13 protein-coding genes are annotated in these 19,340 nt (G+C 51.4%); all 13 read right to left on the minus strand.

Annotated elements, in window-relative coordinates; translation table 11 throughout:
- Positions 1–35: 35 nt before the first annotated feature.
- Positions 36–1,796, minus strand: a complete 1,761-nt coding sequence (locus tag JIN87_RS02805; RefSeq protein ID WP_200353996.1) for an arylsulfatase — start codon at positions 1,794–1,796, stop codon at positions 36–38.
- A 40-nt stretch (positions 1,797–1,836) separates the two neighbouring features.
- On the minus strand, positions 1,837–3,342 hold the full coding sequence (locus JIN87_RS02810) for a sulfatase-like hydrolase/transferase (protein WP_200353997.1): 1,506 nt from the start codon (positions 3,340–3,342) through the stop codon (positions 1,837–1,839).
- Positions 3,343–3,422: 80 nt separating this feature from the next.
- The gene (locus tag JIN87_RS02815) at positions 3,423–4,760 is read right to left on the minus strand and encodes a glycosyl hydrolase family 28-related protein (RefSeq protein WP_200353998.1); all 1,338 of its coding nucleotides are present in this window, start codon (positions 4,758–4,760) and stop codon (positions 3,423–3,425) included.
- Positions 4,761–4,781: 21 nt separating this feature from the next.
- On the minus strand, positions 4,782–6,170 hold the full coding sequence (locus JIN87_RS02820) for a Gfo/Idh/MocA family oxidoreductase (protein WP_200353999.1): 1,389 nt from the start codon (positions 6,168–6,170) through the stop codon (positions 4,782–4,784).
- Between the two features lie 13 nt (positions 6,171–6,183).
- On the minus strand, positions 6,184–7,584 hold the full coding sequence (locus JIN87_RS02825) for a sulfatase family protein (protein ID WP_200354000.1): 1,401 nt from the start codon (positions 7,582–7,584) through the stop codon (positions 6,184–6,186).
- 7 nt (positions 7,585–7,591) lie between these two features.
- On the minus strand, positions 7,592–10,240 hold the full coding sequence (locus JIN87_RS02830; protein WP_200354001.1) for a hypothetical protein: 2,649 nt from the start codon (positions 10,238–10,240) through the stop codon (positions 7,592–7,594).
- A complete protein-coding gene (locus JIN87_RS02835) occupies positions 10,237–11,889 on the minus strand; it encodes a sulfatase family protein (RefSeq protein WP_200354002.1) in 1,653 nt (550 codons plus the stop codon). The genes JIN87_RS02830 and JIN87_RS02835 overlap by 4 nt, the downstream gene beginning before the upstream one ends.
- Before the next feature lie 9 nt (positions 11,890–11,898).
- A complete protein-coding gene (locus tag JIN87_RS02840) occupies positions 11,899–13,311 on the minus strand; it encodes an arylsulfatase (protein WP_325176361.1) in 1,413 nt (470 codons plus the stop codon).
- Positions 13,312–13,360: 49 nt separating this feature from the next.
- Positions 13,361–14,878, minus strand: coding sequence for a sulfatase-like hydrolase/transferase (locus tag JIN87_RS02845; RefSeq protein WP_200354004.1), 1,518 nt, complete (start codon positions 14,876–14,878; stop codon positions 13,361–13,363).
- Positions 14,879–14,938: 60 nt separating this feature from the next.
- Positions 14,939–15,619, minus strand: a complete 681-nt coding sequence (locus JIN87_RS02850) for a 3-keto-disaccharide hydrolase (RefSeq protein ID WP_200354005.1) — start codon at positions 15,617–15,619, stop codon at positions 14,939–14,941.
- A gap of 109 nt (positions 15,620–15,728) precedes the next feature.
- Positions 15,729–17,120: a sulfatase gene (locus tag JIN87_RS02855; protein WP_200354006.1), complete on the minus strand. Its 1,392-nt coding sequence runs from the start codon at positions 17,118–17,120 to the stop codon at positions 15,729–15,731.
- An 8-nt stretch (positions 17,121–17,128) separates the two neighbouring features.
- Positions 17,129–18,400 carry a glycoside hydrolase family 117 protein gene (locus tag JIN87_RS02860; RefSeq protein ID WP_200354007.1) on the minus strand — a complete coding sequence of 424 codons (1,272 nt, stop codon included), beginning with the start codon at positions 18,398–18,400 and terminating at the stop codon, positions 17,129–17,131.
- Between the two features lie 298 nt (positions 18,401–18,698).
- Positions 18,699–19,337, minus strand: a complete 639-nt coding sequence (locus JIN87_RS02865; RefSeq protein ID WP_200354008.1) for a response regulator transcription factor — start codon at positions 19,335–19,337, stop codon at positions 18,699–18,701.
- Positions 19,338–19,340 lie beyond the last annotated feature (3 nt).

Raw genomic sequence — 19,340 nt, forward strand, 5'->3', positions numbered from 1 at the left:
CGCGAACAAGTCGGGCAATTCGACCACAGGGCGGCCTACAGACGCTCCACCTCGGCATAATAGGCCCCACAGAGCTCTTCTCCTGACGCATCAAGCAGCCAGGTGCGCATCTCAACTTCGCCCTCCGGCAACTCGACTTCGAATTCCGCCGCCTTATCTGACTTCGCAACTGCCACCGTTCCGTCGAAGGTGCCGATTTTTAATCGAGCCCGAGCAATGGGTAACGCCTTGCACTCCGGAAAGGTTCTGTACTCGCGCTTTGTTTCTGGATACGCCGCAGCCATTGGAAAATCGGCTTCCTTAGGGTAGCGAAGCAGTTCGATGCGATAGGTGCCTGCTTTCACCACATCTAGCATCCAGCTACCGTTAACCTTTTTGCCCGGCATAACGCTTTTTGACTGTCCCGTAACGTTGACTTTGGTATTCGTCTTCTTCGTCCACTCGAAGCAGCTCAATCGTGAGGGATTTTCTGCACCGCCGATGCCGATACGAGAATAAATGGATACAACAGGCTTCACTGTCTCCCACCAATCCGCGTAGTGCGATTGCATGCTACTAACAATTTCAGGATACAAGTAGCCAATATCGTCCTTTTGTGCCGGGTCTCTTGCGATATTGTAGAGCTCCTTGTCATGCACCAATCGCCAATTTCCCCAGAGAACGGCGGCATGTCCATAGTCGGGGTAGTCTAGTGGAGACCATTGGACGACGAGTTTTCTGCTGGGCAGTTTTTCTAGGGTTCCGGTTAGCAAGGCGGCAAGGCTCGTTCCGTCGAACTTTAGAAGTGTTTCGGTATCCGTTTTTAAATCACAAAAATCGATTAAAGTCGGGAAGATGTCCTGCATCTGGGTTAGTTCGCCTATATCTCGAGGATCGCCGAATTTCCCATTGGGCCAGCGAATGAAACAAGGCACCCGATGTCCGCCCTCATAGTAGCCCATCTTCTTGCCGCGCATCTCAGCATTGAAGATCCCATACCCAGCGGTCGCTCCGTTGTCGCTCATGAAGATCAGGATCGTATTTTCTGAGAGGCCACTCTCCTTTAGGAATGCATCTAAACGCCCTATATTCTCATCGAGATTCGCAATCATGCCGAAAAACTTAGCGGCCTTCCCTGTTCCTAGGTAAGGCTCAACGTAGGTGTCGTCGATATAGTGAGGGCTGTGAGGTGCGTTGGTTGGCAGGTAGAGGAAAAACGGTTGCTCCGCTTTTTGGCATCGACTCATGAAGTCGATCGAAAGGTCGAACCATACATCCGTAACATAGCCTTCGTGCTTTCGGTAGGATCCGTCCTTGTGGCGGAAATAATCGTCAAAATTGTCGTTCTGCCAATAGTCTGGAGTCTGATGAGTCGCTGCTCCTCCGTGTGAGATTGTCTCATCGAATCCCTTATCGCCAGGACGATATGGGTAGTTGTCTCCAAGGTGCCATTTGCCGAAATGGCCTGTGCGATATCCATTCTCTCTGAATACATCCGCCATGGTCTTATTGGATCCATGGATCATCTCATGTCCAAAGGCCCATGACCACGCGCCGTTGCGCATTGCATCTCGCCCGGTGAGAAGTTGCCCGCGTGAAGGAGTGCAGACTGGCGCCGAGTGGAAGTCAGTGAAGCGGACGCTTTCACCATGCAACGCGTCCAAATGCGGAGTCTCTAGGATCGGGTTTCCGTGAATCGAGAGGTCTCCGTAACCTTGATCGTCGGTTAGGATGATTATGACATTTGGTTGGGACGAAGCCTGTAAGAGACAACCCAATACAAAACATAAACTTAAAACAGTTGATATGCTCTTCATCGCTTTTGGTGGAAATTAGCGGTTAGGTTACGCTTTCGCGTTAGTTCGGTAGGCCGTACTTGTTCGAGTAATTCTTTCTTAGTTTTAGCAATTTACCCAGCTCCGAAAGGCATTCCTTACGCAGCTCGAGCAGCTTCTCTTTGTATTCGGGATTCTCTGCTAGATTGTCTATCTCCGTTGGATCGTTTTTAAGAGAAAACAACATCTCGAAAACCGTCTCTTGCGGTGATTCCACGTCACTCTGAGCGTAGGGGTGAGGTGCCTTGGAGTATCGAATATATTTCCACTCCCCATCTACATAGCCCTCTTGGATCGGCGTATCTCGCCCGGTGTAGAGGTTCTCTAGAAACAGTCCCTCTCTCCACTTTGGGTTAGGTTTTTGTCCCCTTACGAGAGGTTTCAGGCTTCGCCCGGTCATGAATTCCGAAGGTTCTGCTTCCGCGTAGTCGAGCAAAGTCACTGTCAAGTCCAAGCTTGAGACGACTTCCTTTCGGCTTGTTCCCTGCATTTTACGAGGTGACGCCGGGTCATAGACGAAGCAGGGGAATTTTGAGGACAAGTCGTAAAGGAGCCCTTTCCCTCCCATGCCGTATTCCCCCATCAGCAGGCCGTGATCGCTCGCGAAAATGATAATCGTGTTTTCCGCGATCCCGAGAGCTTCGACCTCCTGAACCAACTCCCCTACCATCTGGTCAATCTCTGTGATCATCTGGTAGTACCGAAAATGATGTTCCTTGCTCGTATCCGGATCGTACACATACGAGTAGGTCTTGTTCCGTCCCTTGTCTTGGTCCATGACATGCTTCGGTATGTGGCTATACGGGTTGTCAGGAGCCTGCATCGGGTAATCGATATCCAACTCGCGGTACTTCCCTCCGTAAATCGGGTGCCCCTTTAGATTGGGATTTTCGCTTGCCGATTCGTCCAGCGGCGAGTGCATCTTTTTAACCTTCGAGCCATGAGGCGTGGCGTAACAAACGGACAGGCAAAAGGGCTTGCTACCTGAGCGTTCCCTCAAAAAACGAAGAGCGTTGTTCGTATGGTGGCGATTCGTTGTTACCTTCCGCCGTTCTCCGTTAGGTTGGATTTGATCGAAATAAAATGAACCATGCCCATTGTGGCCATCCCAGAAGTCAAACATCTGCTCGAAGGCAAGCCCTTCCATGCTTACGTGCCACTTGCCAACATAGCCGGTCTCGTATCCACCTTTTTGCAACAAGACGGGATAGCTGTCTTCCCACTGGTGCGCGTTCATTTTGTGAGCGCTGCTAAAACCGTTTCTGTTTACGCGTTCGTGGTTCCCGAGTAAAATCGAAGCTCGGCTCGGTCGACATGTTGGCTCGGCGATATAGGCGTTTTCGAAGCGTACCCCCATCGACAACAAGCGATCGATATTTGGAGTCTCGACCCATGGATGCCCCATGGCCGAAAAGGAGTTATCTCTCTGGTCATCAGTGAGGATGAAAATCAGATTTGGTCGCTCCTCTTTCGCATCGAGCGACACGAAAGTGGAGGCTATGAACAAAGTGAGGAGGAGTAGTCGCATGGCTTGAAAGTGCATTTTTGAGTCGAAGACGCCTAGCAGAAGCGGCCGCTAGACGCCCCGATAGTTGTAGTTTGATAGAGTTAGAATTTTTGAGGAAGAGGCGGTGCTTTAGGTTTCAATCGAGGAGACTCCGCTTGGCGCAGTTCGTCTAACAAGGGATAACCTTCGAGTAGCTTCTCCAGTCGAACTCTCTGTATTTCCTTTTCGACGACAATGTTACGTGCGTATTCAAAACCTTCGCACGAAATGGTCTCGATGGCTGGGGTCCAGCTGTCTCGCGTTCCGTCAAAAACGATCCCGACGGATGGACCTCGAACGTGTCTGGTGCTTCGGTCTCGCTTATCTAGACGGTAGTCGCCAAGGCACTCCGTACGAACCAACCCAAGATGCTTGATCGGCAAAGGAGCGTTTTCTCCGTATTCCGCGTGAATGTTACGCACCACGGTTCCAACCGAGAAGACTCCAGGCTTATAGGAAGGATCGCGCTGCAATTCTCTCTTCACGAAACCAGCTCCCATTTGAACCGCAAAGGCGCAACCTTTTGCCAAAACGCCATCGATCTCGACGACACCGTTTTGAGCGGTATGAGGACCGAGTAGGACCGCAGACATCCCGTCTTCGCAATAGATGTCTTTTGCCGTGATATCGTAGATCCCGCCGCGATGCCCTCCTGCGGACGTTTCCAAACGCAAGGTTACCCCTCCTCCAACAGCAGCGAGTCCCTCAAAATGGATACGCTCTCCGGCATGCATTTGCACGAGCCCATTCTCTGAATTTGAATCAGTTGCCGAGCAATTCCTGACCAGTCCGTCAGTCGGTTTGTATATGCTATCCTCGTCAGCGACTGCAACCATGTCTGGGGCGAAAACGATGGCAGCGAAGCGAGTCCAGCTATCCTTGATCAAAACATCGGAGATCATGAAGTTCTTCACCTTGCGACACACGATGGCCCGGATGCCTTCCTCCTTGTCGTAAGGACGATTCGAGTAATCGATGATGAAAGAGCCTCCCACCCCGCGGATACTTACGTTTTCGATGTTGATGCGGGCGCTCATCGGCCCCGGCCGTTTGCCTTCGCGCGAATCGAGGTGGAAGACGACGGTACGGCCTCCTTCGGGCCAGTACGGTCGTATCACCGTATCAGCCGCGATCCGCAAGTGCACATTGCTCTTCAAAAAAACATTGGCGAAACTGTACGTGCCCTTCGGGAGATACAGCCGACCACCACCTGACTCCGAGATCCGGTCAATCGCGCGTTGAAGTTTCTTGGTCTGATCGCGAGCCCCACCATCATCAACCATCCCGAAGTCCTTCTGCAAATCCTTGCGAAGAAAATGTGAGTCAGACGTATCCAAATACCCCGCACAAAGCGAGACTGCTTTAAGTACGAAAACGATTATTGTCAGAAAGATTCTCACGACCGGTTTTTCAATTCAACTCTAGCTCTTCCAGAGGTCCTCTCCGTATCGCCAGCCCTGGCGAACTGGTTCCTTAACAAACATGTTCAATTCCGGACGATTCGTGATCCGCATTTTCTTCGCATCCCACTCCAGACGTCCTCCAAAACGTTGGGCCAAAACACCGATCAAGGCAATTTCCGACATCGGGGCTGCGTAATCGAAGTTCGAACCGCACGCATGCAGTCCACCCTTGAGATCGCCCTTTATGGCCGAGATCCATTCCGCCCATGGCCCCTTTTGCTCGATACGCGGATACTTCTGTTCGATTGTTACATTCTGTTTGAACTCGACCATAGCCTCACGAGAAGAGAGCAACGGATTGTTTGAACGGTGATCAAGGAATCCGTTTTGCTTGTCCGCAAACCAGAAAGACCCCTTACGGACTCCCAAGTCCCACTCTGGAGGACGCTTGATTGGCGTACCACCATTTTGCAATCCGTCGTACCAATACATCTTACACGCAGCCTTATCTCCACGTGCCGGGAAGTCGAAACGCACAACTGAACTCTCTGTCGTCATTCCGTCCAGCCCGACCACTCGCTCCTCGCACTCGATTACAGTCGGCTCATACAAGTCCAAGATCCACACTGGACCATCCCCCGTATGGCAAAACCAGTCACCGAACGGCCCCGTACCGAAATCATAAAATCCGCGCCAAGTGAAGGGGTGATAGATTTCATTGTAGTCCTTGTATGCTCTTGGCCCAAGCCATAGATCCCAATCTACCGAGTCCGGGATCGATTGCGATTGAAGCGGCATCGTCGCTGGCTTCTTAAAGAACTTCGAGCCCCATTGAGGTCCACCGTTCCCCAAATGTACCTCCCGGACCTCGCCAAACACGCCTGCCTCATACCACTCACGCATGGTCCGAATTCCATTATAGGTATGGCCTTGGTTCCCCATGTTCGTGATCACCTTGTACTTGTGCATCGCCTTGCGAAGCGTACGTGCCTCCCAGATATTGTGCGTAAGCGGCTTTTGGGTACAAACATTGATCCCACGCTCCATCGCGGCAATCGTAGCTGGGAAGTGGGTATGATCTGGAGTATTCACGCAAACGGCGTCGATCTCCTTACCCATCTTATCGAGCATCACGCGGAAGTCGGAAAATGTTCGCGTGTCGGTTCCTGCGAAGGCCTTCGGAAACCGAGTACTATCGATATCACACAAGGCTACGATATTCTCTCTCTCGCACCCTTTGAAGGACTGATGGGCAACGCCCCCAGTACCAATAACAGCCACATTGACTTTGCTATTCGCAGAGCCACCGGCTTTGCCTATCGAAAAACGGGGCAGGATAAAGGTGCTCGCAGTCGCTACAGCTCCTTTCTTAATAAAATCTCTTCTACTAGTATTCGCTTCATTCATACGCTTTGGGTGTCTAGTCGTAATTCTCCAGGATCTTCACGTGCTCCATGAGCGCTTTCTGCAGTCGCTCTGCAATTTCCGGATACTCGTTAATCACGTTTCGACTCTCGCTTATATCGTTCTTCAGATTGTAGAGAGCAGGTTTGGGTGCTGCCTTCTCTGGTCGCTTCGGATTGGGCGGCACTTGATGATATTTCCAATCTCCACTCCGCACCGCGGCACGCTTATAGAAAAAGTGGCGATGTGGCGTTTTCTCTCCCTCCACTCCGAACATCAATCTGGAGATATCCTTTCCGTCTACATCCAAGTCCGCTCCATCAACTGAGATCCCATTGAGTACAGCAAGAGTCGGCAGTAAATCAATCGTCGTTGCCACTTCGCTACACACGCGCCCCGCAGGAATACGAGCGGGCCAACGCATAACGCCCGGCACACGATGCCCTCCTTCAAAATGACTCTTCTTTCCCTTCGAGAGCGGCAACGCACTCCCGCCGTGGTCACCACGATTGAGCCAAGGACCGTTGTCAGAACTGTAAATCACGAGCGTATCTCGTTCGACACCCAGCGCTTTCAGATGGTCCAACAAGCGACCCGTGTTGTAGTCGATTTCCTCAATCACGTCACCATAAAGGCTACGCTCACTTTTTCCCTCGAAATCCTTGGACACGTGCAAAGGCGTATGCGGCATCGAGTGGGCAAGGTAGAGGAAAAACGGTCTGTCCGCCTCAACGCTCTCCGAGATGAACCGCATCCCTTCGTCTGTGAAGCGCTTGGTAATTGTCCTCTGATCCACAGGAATCTCTATACAGACGTCATCCCGCATCAAAGGGACCTTGTTTTTTAACTCGGGGGGATTCCGATCATCTGCTTTTGCGAAAATCTCTTTCGCTTTCTCCAAGCTAAACCCATCGCGATACAGGCAATCTGGATCATACACCATATCGAGCGCGGGCGACATGTCGTTGCTGTAAGGGATTCCGTAATACGCATCGAACCCTTGGTTGGTTGGCAAGTACTCTTTCTTGTCGCCCAGATGCCATTTACCAACGGCCATCGTCGCATATCCAACTTCCTTCAGCATCTCAGCGATTGTCAGCTCTTCCGGGTCAAGCCCACCGGGCTGATTCGGCCAAAACACGGAATTGATCCCCAACTTGGCTGGATACTTCCCCGTCAACAACGCAGCCCTAGAGGGAGAGCAAACAGAGGAAGCCACGTAAAAGTCGGTGAACAGCATTCCTTCCTTCGCCATCTGGTCGATGCGAGGCGTAGATATGTTCGGTGAGCCATAGCATCCAAGATCCTGATACCCCTGATCATCCGTAAAAATGATGATCACGTTCTGCGACTCGGTCTTACCGAATCCGAACGCGGCCCAAAGGATCGCCGAAGCGAATAGGAAAGCTGTCTTCATAATTCGATCAGTACGCTAGATCCACGAACCTGAGCGATCCGGCCGGTACGGTTAGTTTGAGTTCGCTCTTCTTGGTTTTCAAACGCTCACCACTGAGGATGTCCTTCGCGCTCTTGGGCTGTTTGCTTTGAAACTTAACCGTCACCTCACGCTCTTGCGGGTCGATGTATCCAGGATCCACTAGGATCAAACGCACATGGCTATCGTCCAGGCGAATAGCACACCAGGAGGCTCCGCTCACGCGAACTGGCATCGTCTTCGCCCCTACGCCAACGACCTTGTTTAATTCCGAGCCAAACTCCGATGCGGGCACCTTCTTGCCATCGACATAGCCAGCCCGCGAATCACTCACCGTGTAAGGCATGCCTGCTTTATCGAGTTGCTTTCCGTATTCAATCGGAGCAATCGGCACCATGCCGTTAGGCATTTCCGGTACGAAGTTCAGCCAGCGATAGTCCACTCCTAGTACCTTCGAGAAATCATGATCCGGCACGCTCGTACCGCACCAGTTCACTTGTCCGACTGAGAAAACGGCTTCCTCGTCTTCAGGCGTGTAGAGCTCCATAGTGTGCCCCGCATCGATACCGTGCACCAGCTCCTCATCGACGTCCTTCATCAAGTGCCAGGAACCAATCGAGAGAATATCTTCTGGTTTCACCTCAGGTAAGAGCTCCGATTTCATAAGAGCGAAAAGCACGTTCATCCCCGGATCTTCAAGATAACCGATATTGAACAAAATCCCCGAACGAGCCCCATAGGCAGCGAGGATCGCTCCATTTCTCAAGTACGGTGAAACGGATCTCTGTCCCCCCGGACTCTGCGGACGCCAGCAAGTCGGATTGTCGTCCACGAGTCGCATCGCTACATCGCTCACGTAGCCACCGGCGAGCATGCCCACGCGTCCAGCGAAATTGATATCCTGCGTGCGAGAATTCGTATCCTCTGAGGATGGAACGAGGATGTCGCTGTATTTCCCAGAGAAGAAAAGCTCGTTCCACGGATCAAGGTGCGAGCTCGCCGCCCAGAATACATTCTTGTATCGAAAATACAACTTCGCCTTCCCCATCACACGCATCGCTTTGGCCAAGCGTGGGACATAGTGTTCGATGAAGTAGTGGTAACGCTCGTCCTCGGGATTTGACATTTCGGCGTAGACAAACCCATAGCAAGTATTTGGGGCCGCCTTCAGGATCGCCTCCATTGACTCGATCGAGACATAGAATGGATCGTTTCCGTGTCCGGTCCAAACCGTGAAGGGTTCGCCACGCTTTTCGTGGTCCTTCGCGACCGCCACCATCTCCTTTCGTGTTTTAGTGTACTTACCGCGGCCATCTCGTTTCAAAGCCTGCTCGCCTAATGCTTCGACCAAGTAACCACGGTCAAAATCCTCGTGCCAAGTGTACTGCTTAACAAAAAGGATTTCGCTGCCCTTCTTTTTCTGCACTTCCTTGGTGGGCTTGATGCTTGTAATCATAACCCACGGATTCTCCGACGCCTCCTGGTAGTCAGGACGTTCAAACGCAAGCGCTTGCTCGTACAGCGTATTCAGATTCTCCTCAACTTCCGCAAAACGGCCCACGAACTCGTGCTTCGTTTGCATCCAGTTCTTTTTGCTCAACGGATACTCGTAAACCGCGTTGCCTCCACCGATCTGGCCACCACCGAATAGAGTTTTGGACTTCGCATCGTGAGCGAAATCATTGTAGATGATCTCGCCATGACGTTCGCCGCTCCGCTCCAACAGGTTACCCTTTAGGTCGGTGCGGTACATGACTCCGCCATATTGAAGAGCGATCTCAGGGCGGCTCGGCAGCAAACACTCTCCCATCAAGTGGGCATATCGCTGCTTATCTTTATGAGGCCCAACGAACTTTGCGATTTCCTCGAATTCCCCGTTCACCGCAATAAACATCGCCTTGCTCGCCTTAGGCGTACCAAAAACAAGCAGATCATCCAAACCGTCAGCATCAATATCCTGCACCCCAAAGTCATTGATCATAAGCGATCGCCAATCCTTGTGAGGAGCTTGATGCACCGTGATCTTCTTCTGGATACGCTTGGACTTTGGATCGATCAGTCCGAAGAAATTCCAATTAAACTTGTCATGGGTGTAGGTCATGACAAAGAGCGACTCCTCATCGGCAGAACGGAAGTTCCCTGCGGCAATAAGACGAACCACTCCCTTGATCGGAGTTTCAGAGAGCAGCTTTCCCTTCGAGCTCAACTCGTAGAACTTGAAGTTGTTTCCGCCGGCGAAAACGCGGGTTTCACCTTCGATCTTCAAAGCTGCTAGCTCGGAGAAACGTACCTTGTATCCAGGGTTGAACGACCAGTTAAGATTCCCGTCACCACTCCAGCAGTAGATGTTCCCATCCGCGCTCGCCGCGAGCAACTCGTCGCTTCCGTCTCCGTCGACATCGTAAGCTTCGATCTCGAACATAACGGCCGGATCCAGGCTATCATGAATCCACAGCTTCTTTCCAGCGGTTGTGTAGCAACCGACTCCGCCATCGACCTCAGAGAGGAACAGAACCGACTGCCCCTTCACAGTCCCTAAGACGATATTACGCAGGCCATCCAGCTCGGTGACAAAGCTCTTAGCTGTCAGACCTGCGCAACATGCGATAGCGGTTAGCGTTAGGAAATAGTTTTTCATATCGGTTTGCCCAATTTGTCGAATTTCTGCTTTAGGCGTTTCTTCAGATACTCACCTGAGATTTCCTCCGCCTTAGCTTTATCCTCAGAATCATAGTCCCAAAACTCTTCGATCACAGAATTGAACGGGAACTTAGGATCATCTTCGCCAAGTTCTGAGCGACGATACCGCAGCTCCTTCTTCAATGTTTTCACGATGCCCGCGTATTCAGGGTTATCGTACACATTGTTATTCTCACCGGGATCCAAGCTCAGATCATACAATTCCCATCCCGGCGGAGTATCTGCCTGGTCAGAATCCATCGGAGCTCCGTAGAACTGGATCAACTTGTAGCGCTTCGTGCGAATGGCGATGTTCGCTGGATTGTCGTGCGAAGCCATGTGCATCCAGTAGTGGTAGTAAGCTGTCTTCTTCCATTTCTTCGGCTCTTTGCCAGTCTCGAGCATACGTTTGAAACTCTTGCCGTGCATGTACTCAGGCGTCTTGACGCCAGCGAAATCGAGCATGGTGGGAGCATAGTCGATGTTCTCTACAATCGCATCGGAACGCCCGGGCTTGATCGTCTTGGGATAGCGAATGATGAATGGCATACGCATCGACTCCTCGTAAGGCCAACGCTTGTCCTGATAATCATGCTCGCCGAGATAGAAGCCCTGGTCACCGGTGTAGATGATGACTGTGTTTTCGTACAACCCCTCGGCCTTCAGGTAGTCGATCACTCGCTTGATGTTGTCATCCACGCCTTTCACGCAGCGGAGGTAGGCCTTCAAATACCCTTGATAGGTGTCTCCATGAATCTCCGCTTCACCATTGCTTAAATCTAGATCCTCGACCCAAGGCCCCTTCATCGTGTAGTTACGACGTGGATTCCGTAGGCCGATCGAAGTACCAATGTAGCGGGTAAGCTCGTCATTGTGCCCACGCGTAGCGATCGAGCCATGATTCCTTCGGTCCCGCATGTTGTCCGGTTCGGGAATCTCAACATCCTCCAGGTAATTCTTATAGCGAGGAGCGTATTCAAAAAAGTCGTGCGGAGCCTTGAACTGCATTTTCAGGAAGAAGGGCTTGCTCGGATCCCGCTTTTCTTGGAACCAATCGAGTGCGGAATCAGCAACACAGTCGGACGAGTGCCCTTTCATCTGAACCGCCTCGGTGATCGTTTTCTTGCGCCACTGAATCGTTCCCGTCGCCCCTTTCTCGATGAAGATCGGGTCAAAGTAGGTCCCTTGCCCAGGGAGTACCTTGTAATAGTCAAATGCCTCTGGCTTCTCATGTAGATGCCACTTGCCGATCACTGCCGTTTGGTAACCCGCCTTCCCCATCTCGAGAGCAAGGTACTGACGCTCCCTAGGAAGAGGATCGTGCAAAGTCGCACATCCATTCACCGCTGCACTTTGACCAGTCATGATCGCCGCACGGCTCGGCGTACAAATTCCATTCTGACAGAAGGCATTTTCCATCAACATGCCCTCTTCCGCTAACTTATCGATTGTCGGCGTCGGATTGAGCGACTGTAGCCTCCCGCCATACGCTCCCACCGCCTGCGAGGTATGGTCGTCCGACATGATGAAGAGGATGTTTGGCTTTTCAGCAGCCGATGCGAAGACCGACAAGGCTAACGCCAATCCTGCTAAACAGAAATTCCTCATATCACCTCTTTAAATATCTTCCGGCATCCACTCGGGGATACCTCCGGCGGCGAGTTGCTTGTTATAAAGTTCAACCAACGGGGCTTCCTTCTCCCACACGTTGTCTTCATTGATCATGAAGGGCACCATCTCGTCCCACCAATCGTAGTGAGCAGCGCTCAGACGAGCGGCGATTTCCGGAAATTTCTCCGCAACGTTATGATCCTCGAATGGATCCTTCGAGATATCGAAGAGTTCTTCGCCTACGAGTCTCCAACGGCTGGTGCGAACAGCCCAGTTCTCGTGCGAAGCCTTCTCCAAGTCCTTTCCGAAACCTCCACGATGGGTGAAAAGGATGCGATCCTCCCATTCCGCATTCGGATTCTCCAACAGCGGCAGCAAGGAACGCCCTTCTAAAGTTTGCCCTGTCTCGCTGTAATCCGCGCCTGCGAGCTCACAGAAGGTCTTATAAAGGTCTATGTGAGCCGTTAGGGCTTCCGTTTCTACCCCTTGGTCCAGAACGCCCTTCCAGTACCAGTAGGCAGGAACATTCACGCCTCCTTCGTAGGAAGATCCCTTCCCCGTTTTGAAACCGCCATTGAAGTTAGTGCTTCCTCGCTTATGAGGAGCGCCATTGTCGGTTGTGAAAATGATCAGCGTATTGTCGAGCATGTCCCACGCCTCTAGCTTCTCCATCAAGAGGCCGAAGTTGTCGTCGATGTTCTCGATCATCGTCCAACGCCTGTTCGCCTTCTTCATCTCAGGATGACGTTTCAGCATGCGATCATCGTACTCCTTCGGAGCGGTCAAGGGTGCGTGCGGCGTATTGGTTGAAATGTAGGCGAAGAACGGTTGGTCCGCTTCATTCTGCTTTCGCATCCAAGCGAGTGCAGCATGGAAAAAGAGATCGGTACAATAGCCCTTGGTCTTCACCACCTTTTCGTTGTGCAAGAGAACATTGTCGAAGTAGCGCGTTTCCCTGACTTGGTTCGGCGGAAAATCAACGCAGCTACCTTCGTAATCCTGGCCGATTCCTCCCGCTCCGTGAATTAGAACTTCGTCAAATCCTCTCTGGCTTGGACGGTACTCACGGATATCGCCCAGATGCCACTTCCCGAAAATTGCAGTTTCGTAGCCAGCCTTTTGTAGTTGCTGCGGGAAAGTCGTGGTCGAAAGAGCCATCATTTCCCTTTCGGCTGTTGTATGCGTCACGCCACTACGGAATTCATGAGCACCACTCATGATAGCAGCTCGCGTCGGAGCGCAGTTCGGGCTCACGTGAAACTCCTTAAAGCGAAGCGACTTCTCCGCGAACCGATCGATATGCGGCGTGTAAATGATCGGATGCCCCTCATAGCCGAGGTTCATCCCCTGATCGTCCGTCATCACAAAGATGATGTTCGGTCGCGAGCCCTCCAGTGGCTTTGCCGAAGCGGCAATCACTGATGCCAATGCTAAAACTCCTAAAACGAAACATTTTTTCATTCTCTTCCTAGTTCTTTTTGGGAATCACCCGTTTTCCGTTTGCGCCCGTTTGCCCGATCAACTTCGAGTCCTTCTCTTTGATCAGTTCGGCCTTTTCCTGCCAGGCGATCGTACGATCGAATAGCTTCCCGTACTCGCTGTACCCATTATATTCGACGCTCTCCTCTGCCCAGACTTTCACACGCGAATCGTAAAGTTCTCGCATCCTGTTGAGCACAGAGGCGTATTCTGGATTCTTGGACAAATCATCCAATTCCATCGTGTCCTCAGTAACTCGGTACAGTTCTTCGGAAGGCTTCAGCCCCTTCTTCGAATCTTCGTAGTACCAATTAATGTACTTAAAGTCCTTGCTCACGATCGACAGGCTACGTGTCTCCTCCTCACCCCAGACTTGGATAATAGGAACAGTCGAACGAACTTCCGCCGAAGCGTCCTCCATAAGCGGCATCAAGCTGATACCGTCGTAGAACTTCGGAATGTCCACTCCAGCCAAATCCAGAATCGTCGCCGCGATATCGACATTCGCACTCAACGACTCAGTACGCTCGCCCTTAGTAGAGTCTGGCAAGCGCGGATCGTAAATGAAGGTTGGCACATGTGCCGCTTCCTCGTACGGCAACACCTTACCGCCAAAACCGTGAGCCCCGAGAAAGGAACCGTTGTCTGATGAAAAGATGATCACTGTATTGTCAGCCACTCCGAGCTCTTCCAAGCCGTCACGGATCATACCCACCGCGTAATCGACACCGTAGACAAGCTGGTGGTACCGCCTCAGGTAATCCTGGTACTTCTCCTCCGTATCGAAGTAACGAGCAAAATAGGTCTGCTGGCGGCCCTCACGGGCTTGGCCTGACAGATGAGAGCTACCCTCCTGTCCAAAGTTTTCTGGAGTCTTCCAAACCGTATCCTTGTAGACATCGTCAAACATCGGATCAGGGTCCAGCGGCGAATGCGGAGCCTTAAAGAAAAGACTCATGCAAAAGGGTTTTCCCGCCTCGATTGAATCCTTCACGAAATCAATCGTTGCCGCCGCGTAAGATCGAGTAGCATGCGGATACTTCTTTGCGTACTCAACCATTGGCTTGTTCTTAGCCGTATTGTAGCTGGTCTGAACGCGACCGCCTTTCCAATCATCAAAAAACGGAGCCGCATAAAACCCATCGGTACCGCGCTGGTCGACATTGCGAACATCCGAAATCGAGAAACCGAATTTGCCTGCGAACCCGATCCTGTATCCAGATTCCTTCAACAAAATCGGATAGGAAGTCTCCCACTCTTTTGTACCCATGGAACCATGCATGAAATTGCAGCCGGTTTTATACTCGTAAAGGCCGCTCATCACATTCGCCCGACTCGCCATACAAATAGCGCTCGAATTGTAATGACGCTCGAAGATAACCCCATCTCGACCTAGCCGATCTAGATTAGGCGTCTTCACCTGCTCGTTACCGCTTATCCCAAGTGCGCTATACGCCAGATCATCCGTGAACAGGAAGATAATATTTGGCCTATCCTCGGCGCTCACTCGTGTTAGAAATGTGGTGACAAAAACTATAAACGCTGCAACTCTCATTTCTCTAGCCTCCTAGAGCTCCTTGATCTCTAAGTTCCGCCAGCTCACTTCGAAATACTCCGCGTCCCCAAGCAGCTTCGGCCAAACGCCGTGCACCTGTAAGCCGATATGGCCTTCTGGATGAGTTTTAAAGGTTCCTTCATCAGTGAGGTCCTCGATCTTCACACCATTAAGGAAAACTTGAATACGCGGACCTTGGGCTACGACTCTATACTTGTTCCACTCACCGTTTTTAAAGTGGTCGTGCGTGTTCACACTCTCGTCCTTCGAAAGTGGATTCGGGGAAAGCCAACCGCTCATGCCCTCGCCAAAGATATACCCCGACTGCCCCGGCCCCGCTTCGATTTCGACCTGCGGCCCATGAAACTTACCGACTTTTGCTTTACCCTTTTCCGTAGTGCGGTTCCAGGAACGGATCTGCACTCCAGAGTTTAGACGATCGTCCACTTTAGTCTCAAACGTCAGTTCGAAGTCGCCGTAGCGTTCGTTTGTCGTCAGGAAGGTATTAGGACTGCCCAACACGGTACGCCCTACAATCGCACCATCACGCACTTCGAAGGAAGCCGTTCCATCTTCCACGTAAAAGCCATCTAGATTCTCACCATTGAATAGCTTTTTTGTACCTGAGTTTTCGCTACATCCAAAACACGCCAACAAGGCAATGGAACTTATGAGAACACTCTGAAGTTTCATACTAAAATTGTCATACTTTGTAGTTCGCCCACGAAGTGCACCAAGAGACACTAAGAGATTTCTTAAAAACTTCGTGCCTCTTCGTGTCCTTAGTGGGCAATATTCATTCCTATTGTACGCCCGAGTACTGATCCACTTCCACCTCACGCTCCCAAGCAGCGAGTTTCATAACCAACTCTTGGACCTTCTCTGGGTGTTGCTTGGCCACCTCATTTTGCTCCTCGCGATCCTTCTCCACATTGTAGAGCTCCAAGGCACCACTACGATAAGCAAGCAGCTTCCAATCTCCCTCGCGAACAGAAGCATAGAGGTCCTGATACGCACGATATCCGTAGATCGGCTCGCCGCGCTTTAGAGTCTTGTTACGCTTAAAGGTCTTTACGAGGGAAACTCCATCGAGGTCCTCATACTTCTTCGGATTGCCACCCGCCATTTCAACGAGAGTTGGGAAAATATCGGTTGTCTGCACAACACTTTCGTTCGGTCCGGACTTAGTTACACCTGGCCAGTTGATGATAAACGGCACGCGAGCTCCACCTTCACAAAGCGTATCCACACGCTTGCTACCACGGTACGGCGGGAATTCGAAAAGGCTTCCTTGGTCAGAAGTAAAGATGATCACAGTATTGTCAGCGATGCCCTTCTCTTCGAGAGCAGCACGAACACGGCCGACAGATTCATCAACCGCCGTCACCTGAGCCGCGTAATCATAGATTTTGCCGGCCAAGCCCTTGCCCTGAGGGTGGTCGGTCATTCCCTTTTTCTTGTAGCGTTCTACTAGGTCCTTTCGTCCTTGGTTGGGACTGTGGACATTGTAATACCACATAGAGATCATGAACGGTTGTCCCTTGTCGTAGCCTTCAATGACACCAATGGCTTCGTCAGTGAGTCGGTCAGTCAGGTACTGATCTTCAGAATCCGCTAATTCATCGCTCGTTTTGAAATAGTCCGGATAGTAACTGGAAGGAGCGCCTTGGTCGGTTGTGCCAATTTGGCGATCAAAGCCTTGGTCAACCGGATAGAATCCCTCTTCTCCAATGTGCCACTTGCCTAGGAAGACATTGTAGTAACCATGCTCCTTAAGGGCCTCCGCATAGGACACATTCTCAAGGTCCACCCAGTTCTTACTCGGGAACTGAGCTGGGTCCCCCGGTATAATGTGATGTGATGGGCGTCCCATGTCATCGTGGATGAGCTTGACTCCCTTTTTTGTATCCGTTCGGACGTGACGCACCATTTTCAAGCGAGCTGGATGCTTACCTGTCAGCAGCGTGCTGCGACTAGGACTACAGGTAGGGCTCGCCACATAGGCTTGCTGGAAGTCGATTCCATCCTTGGCGAGCTGATCGATATTTGGCGTTTCGAACTCCGAGTTTCGATAGCCGAGACTATTCCAGCCGAGATCGTCCACAAAGAAGAGAACGATGTTCGGCTGGGTTTTGGCGACCGCGAGGGTCGAACTAAGAACAAATGCGAGTGCTAGACCTATGACTTTCTTCATGGCGAAAATTACTTCTTATATGCTTTGGCTGATTCAGCTGCTGCTTCGCGCTGTGCTTTGGTCAATCCAACTTGAGAATAGTAGACTTCTGGTTTCAGGTATGTGTTGTGCTTCTTCATCAGGGGATCGTGGTGATCCAAACTGAGGTCGCAGTCGAAACGCATAAGCACAGTGGCTCGGCCACCACCGTTGATGTTACCCGCCTTAATGTTATGGCTGATCCCCCAAGTAATGCCGCGGCCATAGTCCGTATCCGTAAAGGCATCTGGAATAAAGGGGCCCGCTGCAAATGGCATTAGCTCAGTAATCGCCTTAACTTCAAAGTTAACTCCATCTTCTGAATACTGAACAGTGTAATGCTCGTTTCCGTCACGGATCTGAAGAGCAGCAATTCCTTCTCTGAACGGGAAGAGAGTCGTTTCATGACCTGAATTAAGCACTGGGTTGAGCGGGTGCTTCTCAAAAGGGCCAAGCGGGTTGTCAGCAATTGCAAGCCCCTGCATTCGCACGCGGCGTTCCTTCACGTCAAAGTCTGACTTGTAGTAGAGGTAAATCTTACCATTGAAAACGAGCGGGTAAGGGTCGTGGATCGAATAGCCATCCCACTCGTCCTCAGCCCCGTTTGGAATCACAACCTGATTGATCGGCGTCCAAGGCCCATCCGGACTGTCAGCTACCGACACAGCCACGGGGCAGTAGTCACCCTCTGCAACCGGTTGGATGCTAAAGGCCTGGTAGTACATGTAGTACTTTCCTTCCCACTCCAGTATGTCAGCAGTGGATACGGAACGCCAACCGGGGTTGGGCTTCTCCGCTCGCGGAATCGCAACTCCTTGCTCTTCCCACTTGAATCCGTCCTCAGAAGTTGCGTACCAAATCTCAGACAAATCCCAGTCACGAGCAGGGATGACATCGGTCGCCCTTGCAGGACCTCTTACGACGTGGCCAGTATCTCGATGGGTATAGTAGACGTAGTATTTGCCATTGTGGAAAATGACCTTTGACGGGTCGCGACGTGTAATCGTCCCATCAAAGTTGTTGTAGTCGAACCCTTCCAATTCCGTGTATTTGAAGAGCGAGTAAAACTCATTGTCTTCCGGGCGTGCTGCTTCGAAATTATCGTAATTTCGGTGCAAGGCTTCGCTCAACTGACGTTCCGGTTTTTCAGCCGGTAAAACGAAAGGGAAACCGTCCTCGTTGGCAGCCTCCTTCTGACAACCAGAAAGAAGCAGTAGCGAAGATGCAACGCTGAGAATGGGGAGGAAAAATGTGCGGTTCATAAGGAGACTCGAGAAGTCAGTGATCGCTAATAAAACGAACTGAATATCCCTCAAACCGGTCTCAATTATACACGATTGCGACTCAATCCGAGAGGTATCAGATCCGCTTCTGGGAGAACACCATGGGCGAGCCTAATTTATAGCAAAACCGAACGTTTTCAGGTAGTCGGACAAATAACCCACAGAGAGTGAACGAGAAAAATTCAAGCGTTCAAGGTAGCGTTCATCGTCCTCGATGAACACAACCTCCAGCACCGTAAATGTCCATCGAGGACGACGGACGCTACCCCACCAATGCCTACTTAATGATCCCGCTCCTGAGAGCTTTCGCAACTGCTCCTGACTGCGACTGCACCTGAAGCTTTTGGTAGAGTCTCTCCAGGTAGGTCGACACGGTGCTCTTCGAAATATCGAGTGCAGTGGCGATCTCCTTCACCGACATGCCGAGGGCTAGTTTTTCTAGTACTTCGATTTCGCGCGTGGCTAGCTTGTAGTTGTCCGTCGGAGTCGGCTTGCGAATATCCTCCAGAACGATCTTCGCCACTGCGGGGCTTAGCGCTGATCCACCTAGCGAAACCTCTTGCAATCCCTTGATAATCTCCGGACCCGTCGCTGATTTAAGCAAATACCCAGACGCTCCTGCTTCCAGAGCTTCAAAAACCTTTTCCTTCTCGCTAAACACAGTGAGCACTACCACCGAAACATCCGGAGCCTTCTCGGCAAGTTCCTGTATTCCCTCCACCCCGCTCATCTCTGGAAGTCCAAGGTCCATCAGCACCATGTCTGGACGTTGCCAATTTTCGAGCGCATCGAAAAACTCGATACAAGACGGAAAAACCCGGCATTCCGATATTTCGTCGGAACGATTGAGGACTCGTGACAACATACGGCGATACACCGTGTCGTCTTCTACAACCCATACTCGTTTTGGCGTCATTTG

This window comes from Pelagicoccus mobilis, assembly GCF_016595505.1.
GTDB lineage: Bacteria > Verrucomicrobiota > Verrucomicrobiia > Opitutales > Opitutaceae > Pelagicoccus > Pelagicoccus mobilis.

Bases quoted from the DNA above. Each gene is read 5' to 3' on its own strand.
- JIN87_RS02805 (WP_200353996.1), bottom strand. From the start codon at position 1,796: ATGAAGAGCATATCAACTGTTTTAAGTTTATGTTTTGTATTGGGTTGT.
- JIN87_RS02810 (WP_200353997.1), bottom strand. From the start codon at position 3,342: ATGCGACTACTCCTCCTCACTTTGTTCATAGCCTCCACTTTCGTGTCG.
- JIN87_RS02820 (WP_200353999.1), bottom strand. From the start codon at position 6,170: ATGAATGAAGCGAATACTAGTAGAAGAGATTTTATTAAGAAAGGAGCT.
- JIN87_RS02825 (WP_200354000.1), bottom strand. From the start codon at position 7,584: ATGAAGACAGCTTTCCTATTCGCTTCGGCGATCCTTTGGGCCGCGTTC.
- JIN87_RS02830 (WP_200354001.1), bottom strand. From the start codon at position 10,240: ATGAAAAACTATTTCCTAACGCTAACCGCTATCGCATGTTGCGCAGGT.
- JIN87_RS02835 (WP_200354002.1), bottom strand. From the start codon at position 11,889: ATGAGGAATTTCTGTTTAGCAGGATTGGCGTTAGCCTTGTCGGTCTTC.
- JIN87_RS02850 (WP_200354005.1), bottom strand. From the start codon at position 15,619: ATGAAACTTCAGAGTGTTCTCATAAGTTCCATTGCCTTGTTGGCGTGT.
- JIN87_RS02855 (WP_200354006.1), bottom strand. From the start codon at position 17,120: ATGAAGAAAGTCATAGGTCTAGCACTCGCATTTGTTCTTAGTTCGACC.
- JIN87_RS02860 (WP_200354007.1), bottom strand. From the start codon at position 18,400: ATGAACCGCACATTTTTCCTCCCCATTCTCAGCGTTGCATCTTCGCTA.
- JIN87_RS02865 (WP_200354008.1), bottom strand. From the start codon at position 19,337: ATGACGCCAAAACGAGTATGGGTTGTAGAAGACGACACGGTGTATCGC.